Genomic DNA, 17,946 nt, shown 5'->3' on the forward strand with positions numbered 1-17,946 from the left:
CTCGCGGTCCGTACTGTTCATCCTGGCCCATGAGAATGGGGCGGCTCGGTGCCATGACCATGGCCGTGATGGTGCGGATCGCCATAAGCGCCACCTTCCGGATCGAACGCCTCCTCCACTTCGAAAATTTCTCCGCCGAGCCTGCGGATCATCTCGGCAAGCACGTGGTCACGGCGGATGAGAAGACGCTCTTCCTGGAGGGCGGCGGGCGTGTGGCGGTTGCCGAGATGCCAGGCGAGCCGCAAAAGCGTGGTTCGGTCGGGCGCGCGCACCTCCAGCAGCGGCTCAGGCTTTGCCCGCACGTCGATGCGGCGTCCGTCTTCCAGAACCAGGCGGTCGCCCTCCCGCAGCAGCCGCGCTTCGGGAAGGTCGAGCAGAAAGGTCAGCCCGGTTTCCGTCGTCATCACCAGACGGCGCCGGTGGCGCTCATCCGAGGTGAGACAGACGGTTTCGGTCATCCCTTCCGAGGGCAGACCTGCCTCATCGACGGCGGTGGCGCGCGGCCAGGTGTGCGGATCACCGGACATCTGCTCGCTGGTCATCGGCTCGACACCGCCATCGAACCACCCGAGACGATCAGCGCCGAGCCGACGAAACGGTTGAGCCAGACGAAGATGCGCTCCGAGCGCAGCAGACCTTTGAGGAGGGCGCCGGCGGCGACATAGAGCGCGACCGCCACAACCTCCATGACGAGAAAGGCGCCACCGAGCCGCGCAAGCTGCGACCAGGCCGGAAAGGCCGGATCGATGAACTGCGGGAAGAAAGCCGTAAAAACCGCGATCGCCTTCGGATTGGTGATGGCGATGGTGAAGTCGCGGCGCATCAGTGTCTTCAGGTTGACCGAGGACGGGTCGACCCGTGCGAGATGCCGCGCATGGCGCAGGATCCTGACGCCGACATAGATGAGATAGGCGGCGCCCAGGAGCTTGATGACGACGAACGCTTCGGCGGAAGCGGATAGGATCGCGCCAAGTCCCGCAACGGTGACACCGATCAAAATGGCAAAGGCCGGCATGCGGCCGAGGCCCCCCAGAAGAGCGTAGAGCGGCCCGACCTTCGCCGCATTGGCGAAGGCCAGCATGTTGTTGGGCCCGGGCGCGCAATTCACGGCAAAGCAGGCGGGAATGAAAAGGCTCCAGGCGATCATCGCAAAGCTCTCAAGGCGTTTCAGATGAAACCCTAGAGAAAAATGCGGCGCTGCGGAAGGAAGTCAGGCTTGTTCGGGAACGGCAGCCGAGAAGGCGCGATCTGGCCGTGGAGGGTCGACCGGCTTCGTCATGGTGATGCTGGTCGGACGGTCATAGCCGTCATGGGCCGTTTCACCCACCTTCGCAAACCCGAGGCGGGCGAAGGTGGCGTGGTTCTCGGAGAGCTCGACGCGCGTCTGCAACTTGAGGACCAAGCGCCCGTTCGCCCGCGCCCGCTCTTCAGCGAGAGCAAAAAGCTGTCGCGCCAGCCCCGCCCCGCGAAACGCCGGATCGACGGCGACCTTGCCGATATAAAGGCAGTCCGGCTCGAGCCTGAGAAAAGCGCAGCCGACGATGCGTCCATCCTCTTCAGCCAGAAGAAGCGTTTCGCTCCCAGCCTTTTCGGCAAGCTCCGCCGGCCCCATGCGCAGAAGCGAGGACGGCGGATCGATCCGCGCCGCCATATAGGCGAAGCAATCCATCAAAAGACGATGAAGTTCGTCCCAGCGATCGAAGGCCGGATCGGCTTCGCGACAGATCCAGGCCATCAGGGTCTATTCCTCCGCCTTCGGCAGGAAGGTCTCGTCGAGGATTTCTTCGATGGTGAAGGGGCACGTCTCAGGAAAGCGATCCTCGGGCAGACCAGTCTCGTCGGCCGCCTTGAGACGCGCGATGCGGTATTCCTTGGCAAGGACGGTGGCCGGATAGGAGTGCAGGCTCGGACTGTCTTCAAGAAGGTCAGCGATCCGAACACGCTGCTCGAAAATGCTCGCTTTCCAACCGCCCTTTCGCTGCTCTGGCTGGTGCCGCCATTTCAGGAGGTGCAACAGGATGACGGTCAGTCTGCTGCGGATTTCGCTGCGATCCGATCGGCCCAAGGTCTCGATCTCCTCGGCAAGATTCGCCCAGTCGAGATCGGCGAGGCGTCGCGTGCGCAGCGCTTCGGCCTGCTCCTGCGTCCAGCGGAAGAAATCCGCTTCGTAAAGCGGTTCCGCTTCGGCCGGTTTCTTGAGCGGTTCGGACGACATGCTTCAATTTACGCCGGAGCGGGCTTCGACGCCATTCGCATTGCGTCGCTTATTTTCGCACGGCATCGACATAACTGCGCAGAACGGCATTCATGCGGGTCTGGTATCCTCGACCCTCCGCCTTGAAGAATTCGACGATGTCGGCGTCGAGCCGAAGCGTCAGCTGCTTCTTCGCCCGGCTGTCGGGATAGACGATTTTCGCATTCTTCCAGAACCACTCGCCAAGTTCGGGAATGTCGGAATAATCGATGTCCTCGTCACGAATCGCGGCGAGTTCCTCAAGTGTCAGTTCTTTGTCGTAGCGCTTGTTCATAGCGCCTCCTTTCGGCGCGCGATGCCGGACGAGCTGAGATGATGCGCGTTACGCCGTTTCTGTCTGTATGGATCACCGTCAGAATGACGGTATCTCCGATACAGCCGATCGCAATTTCTCGTACGTCGCCAGAGCCAAACCGCTGATCGACATAGGTCAGCACCGGACCTTCAAAAACCTGCACGGCCCGCTCAAAGCTAACACCGTGCTTTGCGATGTTCGTCCGAGCCTTCGCAGGATCCCATTCGAACAGCATCATATGTAACCACGCATGTAGTTACAAACAAAGCGATCAAAACAGAAAATACCGCTGCGCCATCGGCAGAACATCGGCCGGCTCGCAGGTGAGGAGGTCGCCGTTGGCGCGCACCTCGTAGGTTTCCGGATCGACCACGATCTCCGGCGTCGCGTCGTTCAAGAGCATCGAGGCCTTGGAGATGCCGCCGCGGGTGTTTTTGACCGGAACGAGTTCCTTCGCCACGCCGAGCCGCGCCCCAAGACCATCGTCGATCGCCGCCCTGGAGACGAAGGTCACCGACGAATTCGTCCGCGCCTTGCCATAGGCGCCGAACATCGGGCGGTAATGCACCGGCTGCGGCGTCGGGATGGAGGCGTTCGGATCGCCCATCGGCGCGGCCGCGATCGAGCCGCCGATCAGCACCATGAAGGGCTTCACACCGAAAAAAGCCGGATCCCACAAAACGAGATCGGCGCGCTTGCCCGCTTCCACCGAACCGATTTCGTCGGCCATGCCGTGCGCGATCGCAGGATTGATCGTCACTTTCGCGATGTAGCGGCGCACACGGAAATTGTCGTTGTCGCCCGTCTCCTCGGGAAGGCGGCCGCGCTGCACCTTCATCTTGTGCGCCGTCTGCCAGGTGCGGATCAAAACCTCGCCGACGCGTCCCATCGCCTGGCTGTCGGAGGCGATGATGGAGAAGGCGCCCATGTCATGCAGGATGTCTTCCGCCGCGATCGTTTCCTTGCGGATGCGGCTTTCGGCGAAGGCCACATCTTCGGGAATGTTGGAATCGAGGTGGTGGCAGACCATGAGCATGTCGAGATGCTCGTCGATCGTGTTCCGCGTATAGGGCCGGGTGGGATTGGTCGAGGACGGCAGAACGTTCGCCAGGCCGCAGACCTTGATGATGTCCGGCGCATGGCCACCACCCGCCCCTTCGGTGTGGAAGGCATGGATGGTGCGGTCCTTGAAGGCAGCGATCGTGTTCTCCACGAAACCCGACTCGTTGAGGGTGTCGGTGTGGATCATCACCTGCACATCGTAATCGTCAGCGACGGACAGGCAGCAATCGATGGCGCCCGGCGTCGTGCCCCAATCCTCGTGCAGCTTGAGCGCGCAGGCGCCGCCCTTCACCATCTCCTCGAGCGCAGCCGGCAGCGAGGCATTGCCCTTGCCGGCAAAACCGATGTTCATGGGAAAGGCGTCTGCCGCCTCGATCATCCGCGCCATGTGCCAGGGGCCCGGCGTGCAGGTCGTCGCGAGCGTTCCATGCGCCGGGCCGGTGCCGCCGCCGAGCATCGTCGTGACCCCCGACATCAGCGCCTCTTCGATCTGCTGCGGGCAGATGAAATGGATATGGCTGTCGAAGCCGCCGGCGGTCACGATCTTGCCTTCGCCCGCGATCGCCTCGGTTCCCGGGCCGATGATGATGTCGACGCCTGGCTGCGTATCGGGATTGCCGGCCTTGCCGATCGCCGCGATGCGCCCGTCTTTCAGGCCGATATCGGCCTTGTAGATACCGGTGTGGTCGACGATCAGTGCATTGGTGATGACCGTGTCGACGGCGCCATCCGCCCGCGCATGCTGGCTCTGGCCCATGCCGTCGCGAATGACCTTACCGCCTCCGAACTTCACCTCCTCGCCATAGATGGTGAAATCCTTCTCCACCTCGATGACGAGATCGGTATCGGCAAGGCGAACCTTGTCGCCGATGGTGGGGCCGAACATGTCGGCATAGGCGGCACGGGAAATTGTGGCGGGCATGGTCAGCTTTCCACTTTGGCAAAGCCAGGCGATTTGAGAGCGGCCGTATCGAAGGTGAAAGTCGGGGCTGCACCCAAATTCCGGCTCTGAGCTGCGATCAGATATTCGGCGAAATCCGCGGGACCGTCCTCATAGGCGTCGAGTGCTGCTGAAAGGCCGGTCACGTCGCATCTGCCCCAGAAGACCCATGACTCCGAGCTGCGCCGACGGCCGTTTTCACCGCTTTTCGAACCTCCTCGGAAGTCTTCGGAGCGTTTGGCCAATGCAGCATGGCGCGGCCCGCGCCACGACGCAGCTTGCGCACCCTTACGCGCATACGGCCATCGAGACCTTCGTAGAAAACGAGCTCGTCACCCTTCTCGATGCCCATCTCCTCCCGGATCGAGTTCGGGATGGTGATCTGGCCCTTGCCGGAAACCTTTGCTGCGGCACCCATGAAAAGCTCCGAAACAGCGCACTGGCTTACATATAGCCGACCAGCTTACATTTCGCACATCTGCCGACCGCGCCCACTTTCGCCGACTTTCCGTCTATTTGTCTCCCAACAGTGCCAGAAGCTGATCGGTCCGCTCGCGCGTCAGGTCGGCCTTGCACGATGTCACAAGAAGCGGCTCCATGGTGCCGCCACGGGCAGCGAAGCCGACAGAGGCACAATGCGCATCGCGGAAGACGATCCAGGTGCGTTGCGCCTCGAGGAGCGCGTCTTCCGCGCCCTTCAGATCATCCGAAAGCTCGGCGTCCAGCGCACGGTAATACTCCAGAACCTTCGGCCACGCCTCATTGAGAGCGGCGTCCGCCGCTTCGAATTTCTGCGCTGCGCAGGCATTCATGTCGGTCTGCGTCTGTGGATCGGCGCATTCGGCCGCCCGCGCCGCACCCGCGGCCGACAGGGTCAGAAGGACGACAAGGGCGGCCATGAACATATTGGATCGCGCCATCAAACAATTTCTCCACTTGCCGCGCTGCGACGGCTTCGAAACATCATGAAAGAGAAGATGGCACAGCCGCAGGCACCGCGAAATGGTCCCTGAATGATCACATTTTCGGCCCCTCGAAACGCAGACTGGCGGAGCTTCCGACGCGCCCGCCGCATGGCGGGCCTGTCCCAACTCTGATGAAGAGGAAAGACCGATGCGAAAGATCGTTTCAACAGCAGCTGCGGCCGCTTTCGCCCTCCCGCTTCTGGCGCCCGTCGCCTTCGCGCAAGATGCCGGCACGCCCGCGGCCAAACCGGACCAGACGCAGGCCGCCCAGCCGGCGGCGCCGGGAGAACAGGGCCGCACGCCGATTACCGTCGACAGCGTCGTCGCTTCGGTCGCCGATTCCGGCAACGCCGCCGATGCCATCTCCGACACCGACATCAAGCAGGTCGGCGTCGTGACCATCGATGAACGTGCCGGCGCGGATGCGGCCGCACGCGTCGATCAGGCCGTGGCCGACAACCGGGACAAGGTGACGGAGTTGCGCGACACCCTCTCGCATCATCAGCAGCTCGGACCGCGGCTTCGCGAGGGCGGGCTCGATGTGACGAAAGTAGTCGCCGCGCAGATGATGCCCTCGGGCGACCTTCTGCTGTTCGTGCGCAGCTGACGGGAGCATAAAAGGGCGCGGCCGCCTGAGCGACCGCGCCCTCTTCCATGCAATTCGATCCGGCGGCGATTATCGGCTGCGGTACGTCAGCAGCCGAATGTCCGGTCGCTCTTACAGCGCACCCATGACCTTCTGATTGAAGCCGTACACTTTGCGGGCGCCACGAAGCGGCACGAGCGTCACTTCGCGCCTCTGGCCCGGCTCGAAACGCACGGCCGTGCCGGCCGCAATGTCGAGGCGCATGCCCCGGGCTTTCTCGCGGTCGAACGCCAGGGCTTCGTTCGTTTCATAGAAGTGGTAGTGCGAGCCCACCTGAACGGGACGGTCGCCCGTATTGGCGACCTCAAGGCTGACGGTCTCGCAACCTTCATTGAGAACGATGTCGCCCGCCGCCGGAATGACCTCTCCAGGGATCATGGCACCAATACCTCTCTTCTCGCGGAAATCCTTCTCCCGCCCCGTGTTCAACGCACCGGCTGGTGGACCGTGACGAGCTTGGTCCCATCCGGAAACGTCGCCTCCACCTGAACGTCGTGGATCATCTCCGCCACCCCGTCCATCACCTGATCGCGGGTGACGACATGGGCGCCTGCCTCCATGAGATCTGCAACGGCGCGTCCGTCGCGCGCACCTTCGACCACGAAATCCGTGATCAGGGCGATCGCCTCGGGATGGTTGAGCTTGACGCCCCGCTGAAGCCGCTTTCGGGCGACTTCAGCCGCCATGGCAACAAGCAGTTTGTCCTTTTCGCGCGGGGTGAGCTGCATGATCCTATCTCAAAGCGTCCAGATTTTGGGCAGCGGACAATCCGCTAATAGAATTCTGAGCGCGGGCACAAGGTGGCGCCGCAGCGCAAGGCCGTCTTCCGCCACCAGCCTAGCAAGTATTTTGCCATTGAAGGCGCTGGCCCCGCCTCCGGGTCCGAGTGCTGCGCGCAAACGATCGACGAGAGGCTCGCAATCCTCCGCCACGAGGAGAAGGCTCGCAAAAGCGCTGCCGCCCGCCAAGGTGGCACGTGCGCCGCCGAGCGCCGCGACGTCGCCGCGCAACGCCAGTTCGTCGGCATGCACGAGACGTCCCGCGCGGCGCACCCGCCAGCTTTCTCGCAGATCGGCCCGCGTCACGCATTCGCCCATGGCGCGGCGCCCGAGAAGCGTGGATTCCAGCGCCAGAAGCCGGGCGCCTTCGCCAAGCTCGGCCGTGATGCGGCGATGACAGGCCGCGCCCTGAAACGCGATCGTCTCCTGCGGCAGCCAGCAGAGGGTCGCGCCTGCCGCGAGATCGAGATGCACGTCGATTTCGGCAACCCCGCCCGCCGCGCGGTAAAGCCGCTCGCAGGCGGGTGTCATTACAACCGCCGTCGTCCCCTCGCCCATCTCGACGGTGACGGAAAACCGGTCACCACCGGTGAGACCGCCCGCGGTATTGATGACGACAGCTTCTGGCGGCATGCCCGCCGGCACGTGCGGCAGGCGCCACTTCACAGATCCCTGGTGGAACAGCCGGCCGAGACGGGTCACCCCGCCCTCGCGCTTGAAGGCGATCCGCGCCTCCGCCTCGACGCGCTGGAGACGCGCAGGCGCGCTGGCTCTATCACTCGTATCGACGCTCGTTCGAAGCATCCCGCCCTCTTCCGCATCCGACCATCGACGAGAATGGTGAGCGAGTCGAGAGCGCCCGCCACGCTTCAAATCTGTATTTCTACTGAATTTCGGTATATGCTCTTTTCATGACCGACAGGTTCGATCCCGCCAAGGATGTTTGCAACCGGGAGCGCCACGGTCTGCCGCTGATCTTCGGCGACACGATCATGGAGGATGAGGACCTTCTTATCCTTCCATCGATACGCCCAAAGGATGGCGAGGAACGCTTCAAGGCCATCGGCTGCGTCGGCGAAAAGATTTACACGGCCATATTCGTCTGGCGGGACGGGCAGCCGCGTTTCATCTCCGTCAGAAGGAGCAACAAAGGTGAAGAAAGATCGTATCGTTCTGCCCTCTGACTCGAACGATCCCGAGGACTTCGATGTCTCGGCCGAAGCCCTGGAGCGCGGGCAGAAAGCGCGTATCGTGCGCAAGGCACGCACCCAGCTCGGCCTCACCCAGGCCGAGTTCGCCAAGCGGTTTCATGTTCCGCTCGGGACTCTTCGGGACTGGGAGCAGGCGCGAGTCACACCGCCGGACTTTGCGATCGCCTATGTTCGCGTGATCATGCGCAATCCGGAGCTGGTTGCCACCGCCGTGGCGTAAATCAGCTGCGCCTGAGTGCGCCCAGAACGAGGGCGGCGAGCGCCGTCTCTTTGAGGCTCTTCGGTTTGGCGAGCCCCATGCGATCGAGAGCCGCTTTTTCCGAAGGGCTCGTCTCGCCGGCTCCCCAGCCCTCCCGGAACGTGCGGGCGAGCTCGAGCCAGGCCCCCTGCTGCCGTTTCAGAAGCGAGAGCGCCGGAAGCAGCGTCTGTTCGGCTTCGGAGAAATCCGTGCCGAGCGGGAAGCGCGGCAAATGTCCCGCATGGCGGAACGGCGATAGAGCCGAGACGATGCGCTGCGGCGTGTTCTCCGTCGACAAAAGCCTGAAACCGCGCTCGATCTTGCCGGCCTTGCGAGCACGCTTTACGAGCCCATCCTGAAAACGGCTGTCGGTGATCGCCAGCATGGCAGCGACGGTGTCGCGGTCGCTGCGCCCTTTCAGCTCCGCGATCCCGTATTCGGTGATGACGACATCCTTCAAATGCCGCGGCACGGTCGTATGGCCGTAAGTCCAGACGATGTTGGAACGCGGCGCGCCCTTGGCCATCCGCGCAGCCCGGAGCGCCATGATGGAGCGCGCGCCTTTGAGCGCAAAAGCCTGGGCAACGAAATTGTACTGGCCGCCGACACCCGAGACCACGCGCCCGTCCTCCAGCTGGTCGGAGACGACGGCTCCGAGGAGCGTCGCCATCATGGCGTTGTTGACGAAGCGGGCATCGCGGCGGTCGCGGCGCTTCTGCTCTTCGTCACCGTAGAGATCGTTGACGAAGGAGATCTCGCGCATGGAGAGCTTCGCCCGCTCCCCCTCCGGCAGCGCCTTCAAGCGGTCGTAAAAACTCTGCGGCCCGAGAAAGAAGCCGGCATGCAGGACGGCGCCATCCTCGGCCGGCCGCTTCAGGATGCCGGCCTCGAAGAGATCGAGGAAGCCGTCGACGAACATTTCCGAAGCGGCATAAAGGCCTTCGCGAAACGGTTCGCAATGGCGTTCGCGCCCCGCAGGCGTCGGTCCGAGCGCGTCGAGCGCAGCGCGGAAAACCTCCGGGTAGCGATGGCGCAGGATGAGCGCATGGGTGAGCGCGTCGCCGATCGAGCCGATGCCGATCTGCAGCGTCCCGCCATCGGGCACCAGGCTCGCGGCATGCAGTCCGATGGCGTAATCCGCGAGCGAAACGGGCGGTTTCGGTGTGACGAAGAGCGGGTAGTCTCCGCCTTCGAGAATAAAATCGAACTCTTCCGGCGCCAGTTCGGCCGCGCCCGGCATGAAGGGGAGCTCGTTGTTCACCTCGCCAACAAGGGCGAGCTTTTCACCGGCGGCGCGGCGCGCCCGGATCGTCGACAGGATGTCGAGCGTCACATCGGTATTGCCGGAAACGCTGTAACGCGCGCTCTCCCCCTCACCTTCGCGCGCCACCATCTGGCCGACGACATTGACGCCGCGCTCCAGAAGATAGCCGACGGCATGGGTGTAATTGGCGGAGATGTAAGTCTGCTGGGCGTGCGGGCTCGACAGGTACTTGCCCGCAAGGAAGAAGAATTCGTTGACCTCGATATTCGGCGGCAGCGTGCCCGCCCGCATCGGCCGCGCATAGGCAAGGCGCGGCACGCCTGTATAGAGCCGCTCGGCGAGCGGTCCCATGAACCGCTTCTCGATCTCCGACGAGCCGGAGGGCGGCTGCAGCGTCAGCGCGGTGAAAATCGTCAGGCGGATCGAGCGATCGGCTTCGGCCCGCCTGTAAAGCGCGTTGGCAAAAAGGTTCGCCTTGCCGAGGCCGAGCGGCAGGCCGAGAACGATGTCCCGGCCTACATGCTCAATAACCCTGTCGGCGAGAGCGTCTGCGTCCGAGGAAACCTCAGGCGGCCGCACGCTGTTCCTGTCGGAGTTTTGTCCAGCCGTCGTCCGGCTTGAAGCGATCGCCATATTTTTCGGCCAGCTTGTCGAGCGCCGCCACAACTTCGTCCACGCCACGAGCGCGGGCGTAATGGAGCGGTCCGCCCCTGAAAGGAGCAAAGCCCGTACCGAAAATCATGGCGCCGTCAAGGACATCCTCGTCCTCCACGACGTTCTCACGCAGACATGCCGCACATGTGTTGAGGATCGGCAGGACAAGGCGATCCTGAAGATCCGCCGGCGGGATGGCCTCGTGCTTCTTGCCGCGCTGCGGCTTTCCGTCCTTGTCGTAGGAATAGAGCCCCTTGCCGGTCTTGCGGCCGAGCTCGCCCTTTTCGACCTTGTCCTTCAGCCATTGGGGCGCCTCGGGAATCGGCACCGGCAGGCGGTTGCGCAACTCGTCGGCGACGGCGAGGCCGACATCGAGGCCGATATTGTCCATGAGCTCCACCGGGCCCATCGGCATGCCGAAATCCTTCGCGGCCTCGTCGATCACCTCCTTGTCGACGCCTTCGTCGAGCAGGAGCATGGCTTCGAGGAGATACGGCGTCAGAGCGCGATTGACGAGGAAGCCCGGCGAGGATTTCACCGGCGCCGGCAGGCGGTCGATCGAGGTGACGTAGGACATCGCGGCCGAAAGCGTCTCGTCCGACAGGCGGTCGTGTTTCACCACCTCGACGAGCTGCATCTTCGACACCGGGTTGAAGAAGTGGATGCCGACGAAGCGGGAGGGATCTTTCAGGTCCGCCCGCAAATCCTCGAGCGGGATCGACGAGGTGTTGGTGGCGATGATCGCCCCGGGCTTCATGCCCTCTTCGAGGCCGGCGTAGATCTTCTTCTTCAGATCGAGCTTTTCCGGCACCGCTTCGATGACGAGGTCCGCGCCCTTGAGCCCGTAGCCGTTCGGGTCCGGAATGAGCCGGTCCCATGCGTCGCGCGCCTTGACGCTGTCTTTGAGCGTCTTTTCCATCATCTTCCAGGCGGGCTTCATCGCCTTGGCGATCGGCTTGATGGCGAGGTCAGCGAGCGTCGCGCGCATGCCGCTGCGGGCCGACCAGGCGGCGATCTCGCCGCCCATCGTGCCGGCGCCGACCACATGCACATGGCCGATATCGCTCTTCTTCGGCGCAAGACCCTTCATCGTCTCACGCAGGAAGAAGACGCGGATGAGGCTTTGCGCCGTATCCGTGACGAGAAGGTCCGCGAACGATTTGATCTCGCCTTCGCGCATATTGTCGACGTCGCCGCCGGACGTTTCCCACAGATCGATGAGCGCATAAGGCGCCGGATAATGCTCCTTGCGCAGCCGCTCCTCGACCTTCGCCCGCATGCGGTTGGACGCAAAGCGGCGGCCCGGGCCGCTGCTCAGCGCCTTGTCTTTCAGCCCCTCATGGGCGGCGGAATGAAGCTCGCCCTTGGCGACCGCCGCAACGGCCGCCGCCACATGGCGCTCTTCCGTCGCAAGATCGACGAGCCCCAGACGCTTTGCCGAACGGGCCGATTTGTTGCGGCCAGTCAGCATCATGGTCATCGCCTCGGTCGGGTCGATGAGCTCGGTGGAGCGGAAGGTGCCGCCAAGGCCCGGATGCAGGCCGAGCATCACCTCCGGAAAGCCGAGCTTCGCCTCGCCGACTGCGACACGGCGCTTGCAGGCAAGCGCGATTTCGAGACCGCCACCAAGGCAATTGCCGTGAATGACGGCGACTGTCGGATAAGGCACGGCGGCGAGCCGATCGACGACCTTGTGGGCGCGCCTCAGCGCCGCCTCCACCTCTTCCGCCTTCGTCAGATTGCGGAACATGTTGATGTCGGCGCCGACGATGAAGCCGGATTTCTTCGCCGAGCGGATGGCGAGCGCCTTCGGCGGGTTCGCCTCGAGCTCCGTCAGGATGGCGTCGAGTTCCGTCAGCATCGCCTCGTCGACGACATTGACGGAGCGGCCGGGCATGTCGAGGAGAAGCCATTCGACATTGTCGGCGTCACGGCCGCGCTTCCACATTTTGTCGGCGGGCGCCATCTTCAGATCGACGGGCCCGGTTTCCATAAGGCGCGGCGACAGCGCGCTCAGCATGCGTCCCATGTCTTCCGTCCTCACATTACGCGTTCGATGAGCATGGCGCCGCCCTGGCCGCCGCCGATGCATTCGGTTGCAATTCCGCGGCTCTTGCCGGTGCGCTTCAAGGCGTTGGCGAGATGCAGCACGATGCGGTTGCCGCTGGTGCCGACCGGATGGCCGAGACTGATGGCACCGCCGTCGATGTTGAGCTTGTCGCGTTCGATACGCCCGAGCGGATGGTCGAGGCCGAGAACGTCGCGGCAGACGGTTTCGTCTTCCCAGGCGGCGAGACAGGCGAGAACCTGCGCGGAGAAAGCTTCGTTCAGCTCCCACAGATCGACATTGTCGAGACCCATGTCATGGCGCTGCATGAGCCTCGTCGACGACACGACGGGCCCGAGCCCCATGATGGCGGGATCGAGCGCCCCCCATTCGGAATCGACGATCTTCGCGATCGGCTTCAGGCCCCATTTTTCGACCGCCCGTTCGGAGGCGAGAATGACCCAGCAGGCACCATCGGTGATCTGCGAGGCATTGCCGGGCGTCACCTTGCCGAAAGGCCGCTCGAAAGCGGGCTTCAATTTGGCGAGTTTTTCCACCGAGCTGTCGGGCCGCACACCGTCATCGTGATCATAGGCGACGCCGTCGCGATCGAAGGCCGGCGTCACCTCGTCGGCGAGCCAGCCTTCATTCTGTGCCCGGGCGAGCCGGTGATGGCTCTCCGTCGCATATTCATCCGCCTGTTCGCGGCTGATGTCGAAGATCTGCGCCAGGATCTCCGCGGTCTGACCCATATTGAGTTCCGTGATCGGATCGGTCAGGCCGCGCTCCAAGCCGATCTGCGGCTTGAAATCGCCCGGGCGGAACGAGGTCGTCTTGCCGAGCCGGTCCCAGATCGACTTCGAGGAATTGAACTCGCCGAGCCATTCCACCGCATCGCGTTTCAGGATCATCGGCGAATGGCTGAGCGCCTCCGTGCCGCCGGCCAGGATCATGTCGCGGGTGCCGTCCTGGATATAGCGGAAGGCCGTGTCGATCGACTGCATGCCGGAGCCGCAATTGATCTGCACGGTGAAGGCCGGCATCTCGTCGCCCATATCGAGACGAAGGGCTGCGACGCGCGCCGGGTTCATCTCGTCGGCAATGACGTTGACGCAGCCCAGGATGACCTCGTCGAATTCCTTCGGCGAGAAAGGCTGGCGCATGAGCAATGGCCGCCCCGCCTGCACGGCGAGGTCGACGGGCGTGAACGGCCCGGGCTTTCCCCGGGCTTTGATGAACGGGGTTCGGGCGCCGTCCACCAGATAAACTGGCTGGGTCATTAAGCGGTCCGTTTCAGGTCGTGAACGTTGCTGGCAGCCGCGGACGGCGTGTTGTCACGCTCGTCCGGCAGTGCGCTGCCGTGGGTGAAGGCTTCGCCGGGGAAGGCATCGACGGCGATCACGAGATCGGCCGCGGCCTCGGCTTCCTTGAGGCGGTTCGCTTCTTCCTCGGAGATGAGGCCCTTCTTCGCGGCTTCGTCGGGGTTCCTCACCTTGGCTTCGCGCAGCTTGCGACGCAGCGGCTCCACCTCGACGACGAGCTTGAAGGCCCGCTCCAGATGCGAGATCGCCGCGTCCGGCTGTCCCTCGCCGAGATAAAGCCCGGAGGTCAGGCGCTCGCGCGTCTCCGAAGGCTCGAGCAGAATTTCCGCACAGGTCTGGGCGAGTTTGTCGGACGGGCCGGAGCGACGGGCACCGAACGGGAAGAGCATGAATTTCGCAAGCCACGCCGCCGGTCGCGACGGCAGATTGTCGAGAAGCTCGGCAAAGGCCGTGCCGATCGCCTTGGTGCCACGCGCAAAGGTGTAATCGACGAGCGGCCGGTCGGCTGCGGGTTTTCCGTCGACCTCGAAGCGCTTCAACGTCGCCGACAGGAGATAGAGCTCCGACAGGATATCGCCGAGGCGGGCCGACAGGCGCTCCTTGCGCTTCAGCGAACCACCAAGCGTGAGGAGCGCCAGATCGCTCACGACCGCAAAGGCGGCCGAGTAACGCGACAGCTGGCGATAATGCACGGCGAGATCGCCCGCCTCCTCCGGCGCCGGCGCAAAGCGGCCAAACGTCCAGCCGCGGCCCATCGCACGGAAGGCGTTCTTGATGGCATGGCCGACATGGCCCCAGAAGGCCTCGTCGAACTCCTTGATGCCCTTGTCGCGGTCGGTTTCCGACAGCGCCATCATCTCCTTCAAGATGAAGGGATGGGCGCGGATCGCTCCCTGACCGTAGATCATCAGATTGCGGGTGAGGATGTTCGCACCCTCCACCGTGATGCCGACCGGCACGGCGCGATAGAGATTGCCGAGATAGTTCTTCGGCCCGTCGATCACCGCCTTGCCGGAATGGATGTCATAAGCGTCGTTGACGGATTCGCGCATGCGATAGGTCGCATGGGCCTTCATGATCGCGGCGATGACGCCCGATTTGTAGCCCTGGTCGAGCGAGGCGCAGGTCATGCGGCGCGCCGCGTCGAGCTGATAGGCGGTGCCGGCGAGCTGGGCGAGATGCTCCTGCACGCCTTCGAACTTGCCGACCGGCAGATTGAACTGGTGCCGGATCCTGGAATAGGCGCCCGTTGTGCGCGCCGCGAAGGAGGCTGCGGCCGACGAGAGCGAGGGAAGCGAGATGCCGCGGCCGGCGGCCAGCGCCGACATCAGCATCTTCCAGCCTTTGCCGATCTGTTCCTCGCCGCCGATGATCGCCGAGAGCGGCACAAACACGTCCTTGCCGTGCACCGGGCCGTTCTGGAAAAAAGTCATCGCCGGGATATGCCGCTCGCCGCGCGTCACGCCCGGGGTGTCGGCCGGGATCAGGGCGACGGTGATGCCAAGATCCTCCTTCTTGCCCAGAAGATGGTCGGGGTCCTTCATCTTGAAGGCGAGGCCGATCACCGTCGCGATCGGCGACAGCGTGATGTAGCGCTTGGAAAAGTTGAGGCGGATGCCGAGCACTTCCTCGCCATTGTGCGTACCCCGCGTGACGACACCGGTATCGGTCATGGCGGCAGCATCGGACCCGGCGTCCGGGCTCGTCAGGCCGAAGCAGGGAATTTCTTCGCCACGGGCCAGGCGCGGGAGCCAGTAATCGCGCTGCTCCTTGGTGCCGAACTGCATCAAAAGCTCACCCGGTCCGAGCGAATTCGGGACCATGATGGAAACGGCCCCCGTGACGCTCGCGGTCGAAACTTTGCGGATCACCTCCGAATGGGCGAAGGCGGAGAAGCCGAGACCGCCATATTCCTTCGGGATGATCATGCCGAAGAAGCGCTTCTCGCGGATGAAGTCCCAGACCTCCTGCGGCAGGTCATGGAGCTTCCAGTTGATGTGCCAGTCGTCGAGCTTCTCGCAGAGCTCGGCCACAGGCCCATCGAGGAAAGCCCGCTCCTCCTCCGTCAGCGTCGCCGGTGGCGTGGCGAGCAATCTTTCCCAGTCCGGCGTTCCGGTGAAGAGTTCGGCGTCCCACCAGACATTTCCGGCCTCGATGGCTTCACGCTCCGTGTCCGACATGGGCGGCAGGATGTTGCGCGCCCAGCCGAAGAGCGGGCGAGTGATGAAACGGGCGCGAAAAGACATGTCTTGCTCCTCAATGCATGCGGTGCAAACGCGGCCGGACCGACCGGGTTGCAAGCCCCGCGAATTCGGGGATCGCGCTGCGGCGCCCCCTCCCACATATGGTTGTCGTTTTTCGTCTCAATAGAGAATTCGAAGCATAACGAGGGTGATCGAAGGGAAGGCAACCAAAATTGTTATGCGCAAAATGTCGCTGGCGACAAAGGGAATGACGCCACGGAAAGTGGCGCTCATCGGAACATCTTCTGACAACGAGTTGATCACGAAGAGGTTCATGCCAACCGGCGGCGTGATCAGCCCGACCTCTACGACGATCAAGACTAAGATACCGAACCAGATAGCGAATTCCTCTGGGCCGAGACCGAAATCGAGACCACTCACGAGCGGAAAGAAGATCGGGATGGTGAGGAGGATCATCGACAGCGAATCCATCACGCATCCGAAAGCGAGGTAGCAAAGCAGGATCGCGGCAAGCACCGTCCACGGATCGAGGCCCGCCTCCATCACGCTTTGCGCGAGTTCCTGCGGCAGCTGCGAGAAGGCGAGGAAGGTGTTGAAGACGGCCGCGCCGAAAACGATGAAGAAGATCATGGCGGTGGCGACCGCCGTCTCCAGCAGCGCGTCGATCAGGGCGCGAGGCCCGAGGGCACCGTTCGCGAGCGCAATGAGGCCGGTGCCCAGAGCGCCGACAGCCGCCCCTTCGGTCGGCGTGAAAATGCCGAGATAGATGCCCCCGATGACGGCAATGAAAACGACGAGGACCGGCCAGACAGCGATGAGAGCCGCGATCCTCTCCTCCCGATCGGCCTTGTCGCGACGCCCCGCCGCGTCCGGCCGCAGGCGCACATAGATTGCGATCGCCAGCATATAGCCGAGTGCCGCCAGGAGCCCCGGCAGGACGGCGGCGAGAAAGAGCTTGGCAATGTTCTGCTCCGTCAGGATGGCATAGATCACCAGGATGACAGAGGGCGGAATGAGGATGCCGAGCGTGCCGCCCGCAGCGAGGCAGCCTGTCGAAAGCGCCCCCGAATAGCCGAAGCGGCGCATCTCCGGGATCGCCACCTTGGCCATGGTGGCGGCCGTCGCAAGGGACGAGCCGCAGATCGCCCCGAAACCGGCACAGGCACCGACGGCGGCCATGGCGACGCCGCCCTTGCGGTGGCCAAGAAGTGCCGCCGCCGCATCGAAGAGCTGCCGCGACATGCCTCCGCGCGTCGCGAACTGCCCCATCAGGAGAAAGAGCGGCACGATCGACAGCGAGTAGCTCGAAAAGCTCTCGTAGGTGAGCGATTTGAGCTGCGCCAGAAGCGGAGTCCAGGAGCCGTTGACGAGAACGTTGCCGACGAGACCGACGACGAGCATCGCAAGGCCGATCGGCATGCGCAGGAAAATGAGAATCAGGAGGACGACGAAAGACCAGCCGCCAAGCGCCACATCGCTCACTCGCCGGACTCCGTACCGCGCGGGCGCAGACCCGCCTGTTCGCCTGTCGTCAGCGTCTCGTTCAAGGCGCGCCAGACGGTGTAGGCCGAGGCGACGGCGAACATCCAGGCGCCGGCGAGAGAGGCCGCATAGGGCCACCAGACGGGAAATTGCAGGATGAAGGTCGTCTCCGGGTAGAGCCTCTTGTCCTGCATGCCGAGACCAAGGCGCCAGGCGAGAAGACCGGCGATCGCCGTCATGACGAGATTGGACGCAAGCGCACAAGCCGCCATGCCGCGCGGCCCGAATCGCTCCGCCAGAAGGTCGACGGTGACGTGGCCACGGCGAAACTGGCACCAGGGAAGGAAGGAAAAGACGGCGAAGGCCACCCCCGCTTCCACGAGCTCGAAATCGCCCTGGACCGGACCGAGCCCCAAAGGCACCAGCGCGCGGCCGGCGATGGAGAGAACGGTCATCACCGTCAAAACGACGAGGACGAGACCGCCGAGAATGGCAAGAGCAGCACAGAGCCCACCGACGAGGCGGCCGACGCGCGCTTCGGCTTCGGGAAAAATCCCTCCGCTCACGATGTCGTCATGCCTTT

At 63.7% G+C, this 17,946-nt stretch carries 22 protein-coding genes; 3 read left to right on the forward strand and 19 right to left on the reverse strand.

Annotated elements, in window-relative coordinates; translation table 11 throughout:
- Positions 1-17: 17 nt before the first annotated feature.
- The 10 genes from ACK8CP_RS09650 to ACK8CP_RS09695 form a co-directional block, all read right to left on the reverse strand.
- A complete protein-coding gene (locus tag ACK8CP_RS09650; protein WP_414834153.1) occupies positions 18-542 on the reverse strand; it encodes an urease accessory protein UreE in 525 nt (174 codons plus the stop codon).
- Complete coding sequence (locus ACK8CP_RS09655) at positions 539-1,147, reverse strand: LysE family translocator (protein WP_234630659.1); 609 nt, start codon at positions 1,145-1,147, stop codon at positions 539-541. The genes ACK8CP_RS09650 and ACK8CP_RS09655 overlap by 4 nt, the downstream gene beginning before the upstream one ends.
- A 63-nt stretch (positions 1,148-1,210) precedes the next feature.
- Positions 1,211-1,735 carry a GNAT family N-acetyltransferase gene (locus ACK8CP_RS09660; protein ID WP_414834154.1) on the reverse strand — a complete coding sequence of 175 codons (525 nt, stop codon included), beginning with the start codon at positions 1,733-1,735 and terminating at the stop codon, positions 1,211-1,213.
- A gap of 6 nt (positions 1,736-1,741) precedes the next feature.
- Positions 1,742-2,215: a DUF29 domain-containing protein gene (locus ACK8CP_RS09665; protein ID WP_414834155.1), complete on the reverse strand. Its 474-nt coding sequence runs from the start codon at positions 2,213-2,215 to the stop codon at positions 1,742-1,744.
- 49 nt (positions 2,216-2,264) lie between these two features.
- The gene (locus tag ACK8CP_RS09670; protein ID WP_261213025.1) at positions 2,265-2,528 is read right to left on the reverse strand and encodes a BrnA antitoxin family protein; all 264 of its coding nucleotides are present in this window, start codon (positions 2,526-2,528) and stop codon (positions 2,265-2,267) included.
- Positions 2,494-2,787 carry a BrnT family toxin gene (locus tag ACK8CP_RS09675; RefSeq protein ID WP_261213027.1) on the reverse strand — a complete coding sequence of 98 codons (294 nt, stop codon included), beginning with the start codon at positions 2,785-2,787 and terminating at the stop codon, positions 2,494-2,496. The genes ACK8CP_RS09670 and ACK8CP_RS09675 overlap by 35 nt, the downstream gene beginning before the upstream one ends.
- A 33-nt stretch (positions 2,788-2,820) precedes the next feature.
- Positions 2,821-4,533: an urease subunit alpha gene (gene ureC / locus ACK8CP_RS09680; protein ID WP_414834156.1), complete on the reverse strand. Its 1,713-nt coding sequence runs from the start codon at positions 4,531-4,533 to the stop codon at positions 2,821-2,823.
- A gap of 2 nt (positions 4,534-4,535) precedes the next feature.
- The gene (locus tag ACK8CP_RS09685) at positions 4,536-4,697 is read right to left on the reverse strand and encodes a hypothetical protein (protein ID WP_414834157.1); all 162 of its coding nucleotides are present in this window, start codon (positions 4,695-4,697) and stop codon (positions 4,536-4,538) included.
- Positions 4,694-4,969, reverse strand: a complete 276-nt coding sequence (locus tag ACK8CP_RS09690; protein ID WP_414834158.1) for an AbrB/MazE/SpoVT family DNA-binding domain-containing protein — start codon at positions 4,967-4,969, stop codon at positions 4,694-4,696. Before ACK8CP_RS09690 ends, ACK8CP_RS09685 begins: the two co-directional genes overlap by 4 nt.
- Positions 4,970-5,063: 94 nt before the next feature.
- A complete protein-coding gene (locus ACK8CP_RS09695) occupies positions 5,064-5,471 on the reverse strand; it encodes a lysozyme inhibitor LprI family protein (RefSeq protein ID WP_414834159.1) in 408 nt (135 codons plus the stop codon).
- A gap of 193 nt (positions 5,472-5,664) precedes the next feature.
- Here ACK8CP_RS09695 and ACK8CP_RS09700 point away from each other — a divergent pair, with 193 nt between their 5' ends.
- Positions 5,665-6,123 carry a hypothetical protein gene (locus ACK8CP_RS09700; RefSeq protein ID WP_414834160.1) on the forward strand — a complete coding sequence of 153 codons (459 nt, stop codon included), beginning with the start codon at positions 5,665-5,667 and terminating at the stop codon, positions 6,121-6,123.
- A gap of 111 nt (positions 6,124-6,234) precedes the next feature.
- Here ACK8CP_RS09700 and ACK8CP_RS09705 read toward each other — a convergent pair whose 3' ends face one another.
- The 3 genes from ACK8CP_RS09705 to ACK8CP_RS09715 are packed head-to-tail and all read right to left on the reverse strand — an operon-like array spanning position 6,235 to position 7,745.
- A complete protein-coding gene (locus ACK8CP_RS09705; RefSeq protein WP_234630652.1) occupies positions 6,235-6,540 on the reverse strand; it encodes an urease subunit beta in 306 nt (101 codons plus the stop codon).
- 47 nt (positions 6,541-6,587) lie between these two features.
- Positions 6,588-6,890 carry an urease subunit gamma gene (locus ACK8CP_RS09710; RefSeq protein WP_128292714.1) on the reverse strand — a complete coding sequence of 101 codons (303 nt, stop codon included), beginning with the start codon at positions 6,888-6,890 and terminating at the stop codon, positions 6,588-6,590.
- Between the two features lie 9 nt (positions 6,891-6,899).
- Positions 6,900-7,745, reverse strand: coding sequence for an urease accessory protein UreD (locus ACK8CP_RS09715; protein ID WP_414834161.1), 846 nt, complete (start codon positions 7,743-7,745; stop codon positions 6,900-6,902).
- 107 nt (positions 7,746-7,852) lie between these two features.
- Between ACK8CP_RS09715 and ACK8CP_RS09720 the strand changes: the two genes are divergently transcribed.
- Both ACK8CP_RS09720 and ACK8CP_RS09725 read left to right on the forward strand, forming a co-directional pair.
- Entirely contained in the window at positions 7,853-8,125 is a 273-nt protein-coding gene (locus tag ACK8CP_RS09720; protein ID WP_414834162.1) for a BrnT family toxin, read from the forward strand.
- Positions 8,094-8,372: a helix-turn-helix domain-containing protein gene (locus tag ACK8CP_RS09725; protein WP_128292706.1), complete on the forward strand. Its 279-nt coding sequence runs from the start codon at positions 8,094-8,096 to the stop codon at positions 8,370-8,372. Before ACK8CP_RS09720 ends, ACK8CP_RS09725 begins: the two co-directional genes overlap by 32 nt.
- A gap of 1 nt (position 8,373) precedes the next feature.
- Here ACK8CP_RS09725 and ACK8CP_RS09730 read toward each other — a convergent pair whose 3' ends face one another.
- The 6 genes from ACK8CP_RS09730 to ACK8CP_RS09755 form a co-directional block, all read right to left on the reverse strand.
- Positions 8,374-10,233: an acetyl-CoA hydrolase/transferase C-terminal domain-containing protein gene (locus ACK8CP_RS09730; RefSeq protein ID WP_414834163.1), complete on the reverse strand. Its 1,860-nt coding sequence runs from the start codon at positions 10,231-10,233 to the stop codon at positions 8,374-8,376.
- Positions 10,220-12,337: a 3-hydroxyacyl-CoA dehydrogenase NAD-binding domain-containing protein gene (locus tag ACK8CP_RS09735; protein ID WP_414834164.1), complete on the reverse strand. Its 2,118-nt coding sequence runs from the start codon at positions 12,335-12,337 to the stop codon at positions 10,220-10,222. The genes ACK8CP_RS09730 and ACK8CP_RS09735 overlap by 14 nt, the downstream gene beginning before the upstream one ends.
- Before the next feature lie 11 nt (positions 12,338-12,348).
- The gene (locus ACK8CP_RS09740; RefSeq protein WP_234630647.1) at positions 12,349-13,635 is read right to left on the reverse strand and encodes an acetyl-CoA C-acetyltransferase; all 1,287 of its coding nucleotides are present in this window, start codon (positions 13,633-13,635) and stop codon (positions 12,349-12,351) included.
- On the reverse strand, positions 13,635-15,923 hold the full coding sequence (locus tag ACK8CP_RS09745; RefSeq protein ID WP_414831614.1) for an acyl-CoA dehydrogenase: 2,289 nt from the start codon (positions 15,921-15,923) through the stop codon (positions 13,635-13,637). The genes ACK8CP_RS09740 and ACK8CP_RS09745 overlap by 1 nt, the downstream gene beginning before the upstream one ends.
- Positions 15,924-16,040: 117 nt before the next feature.
- Entirely contained in the window at positions 16,041-17,363 is a 1,323-nt protein-coding gene (locus ACK8CP_RS09750) for a TRAP transporter large permease (RefSeq protein WP_414831615.1), read from the reverse strand.
- Positions 17,360-17,929, reverse strand: a complete 570-nt coding sequence (locus tag ACK8CP_RS09755) for a TRAP transporter small permease (protein ID WP_414831616.1) — start codon at positions 17,927-17,929, stop codon at positions 17,360-17,362. Before ACK8CP_RS09755 ends, ACK8CP_RS09750 begins: the two co-directional genes overlap by 4 nt.
- Positions 17,930-17,946 lie beyond the last annotated feature (17 nt).

The sequence above is a fragment of the Afifella sp. YEN Y35 genome (assembly GCF_047553465.1).
In the GTDB taxonomy this organism is placed as follows: Bacteria; Pseudomonadota; Alphaproteobacteria; order Rhizobiales; family Afifellaceae; genus Afifella; species Afifella aestuarii.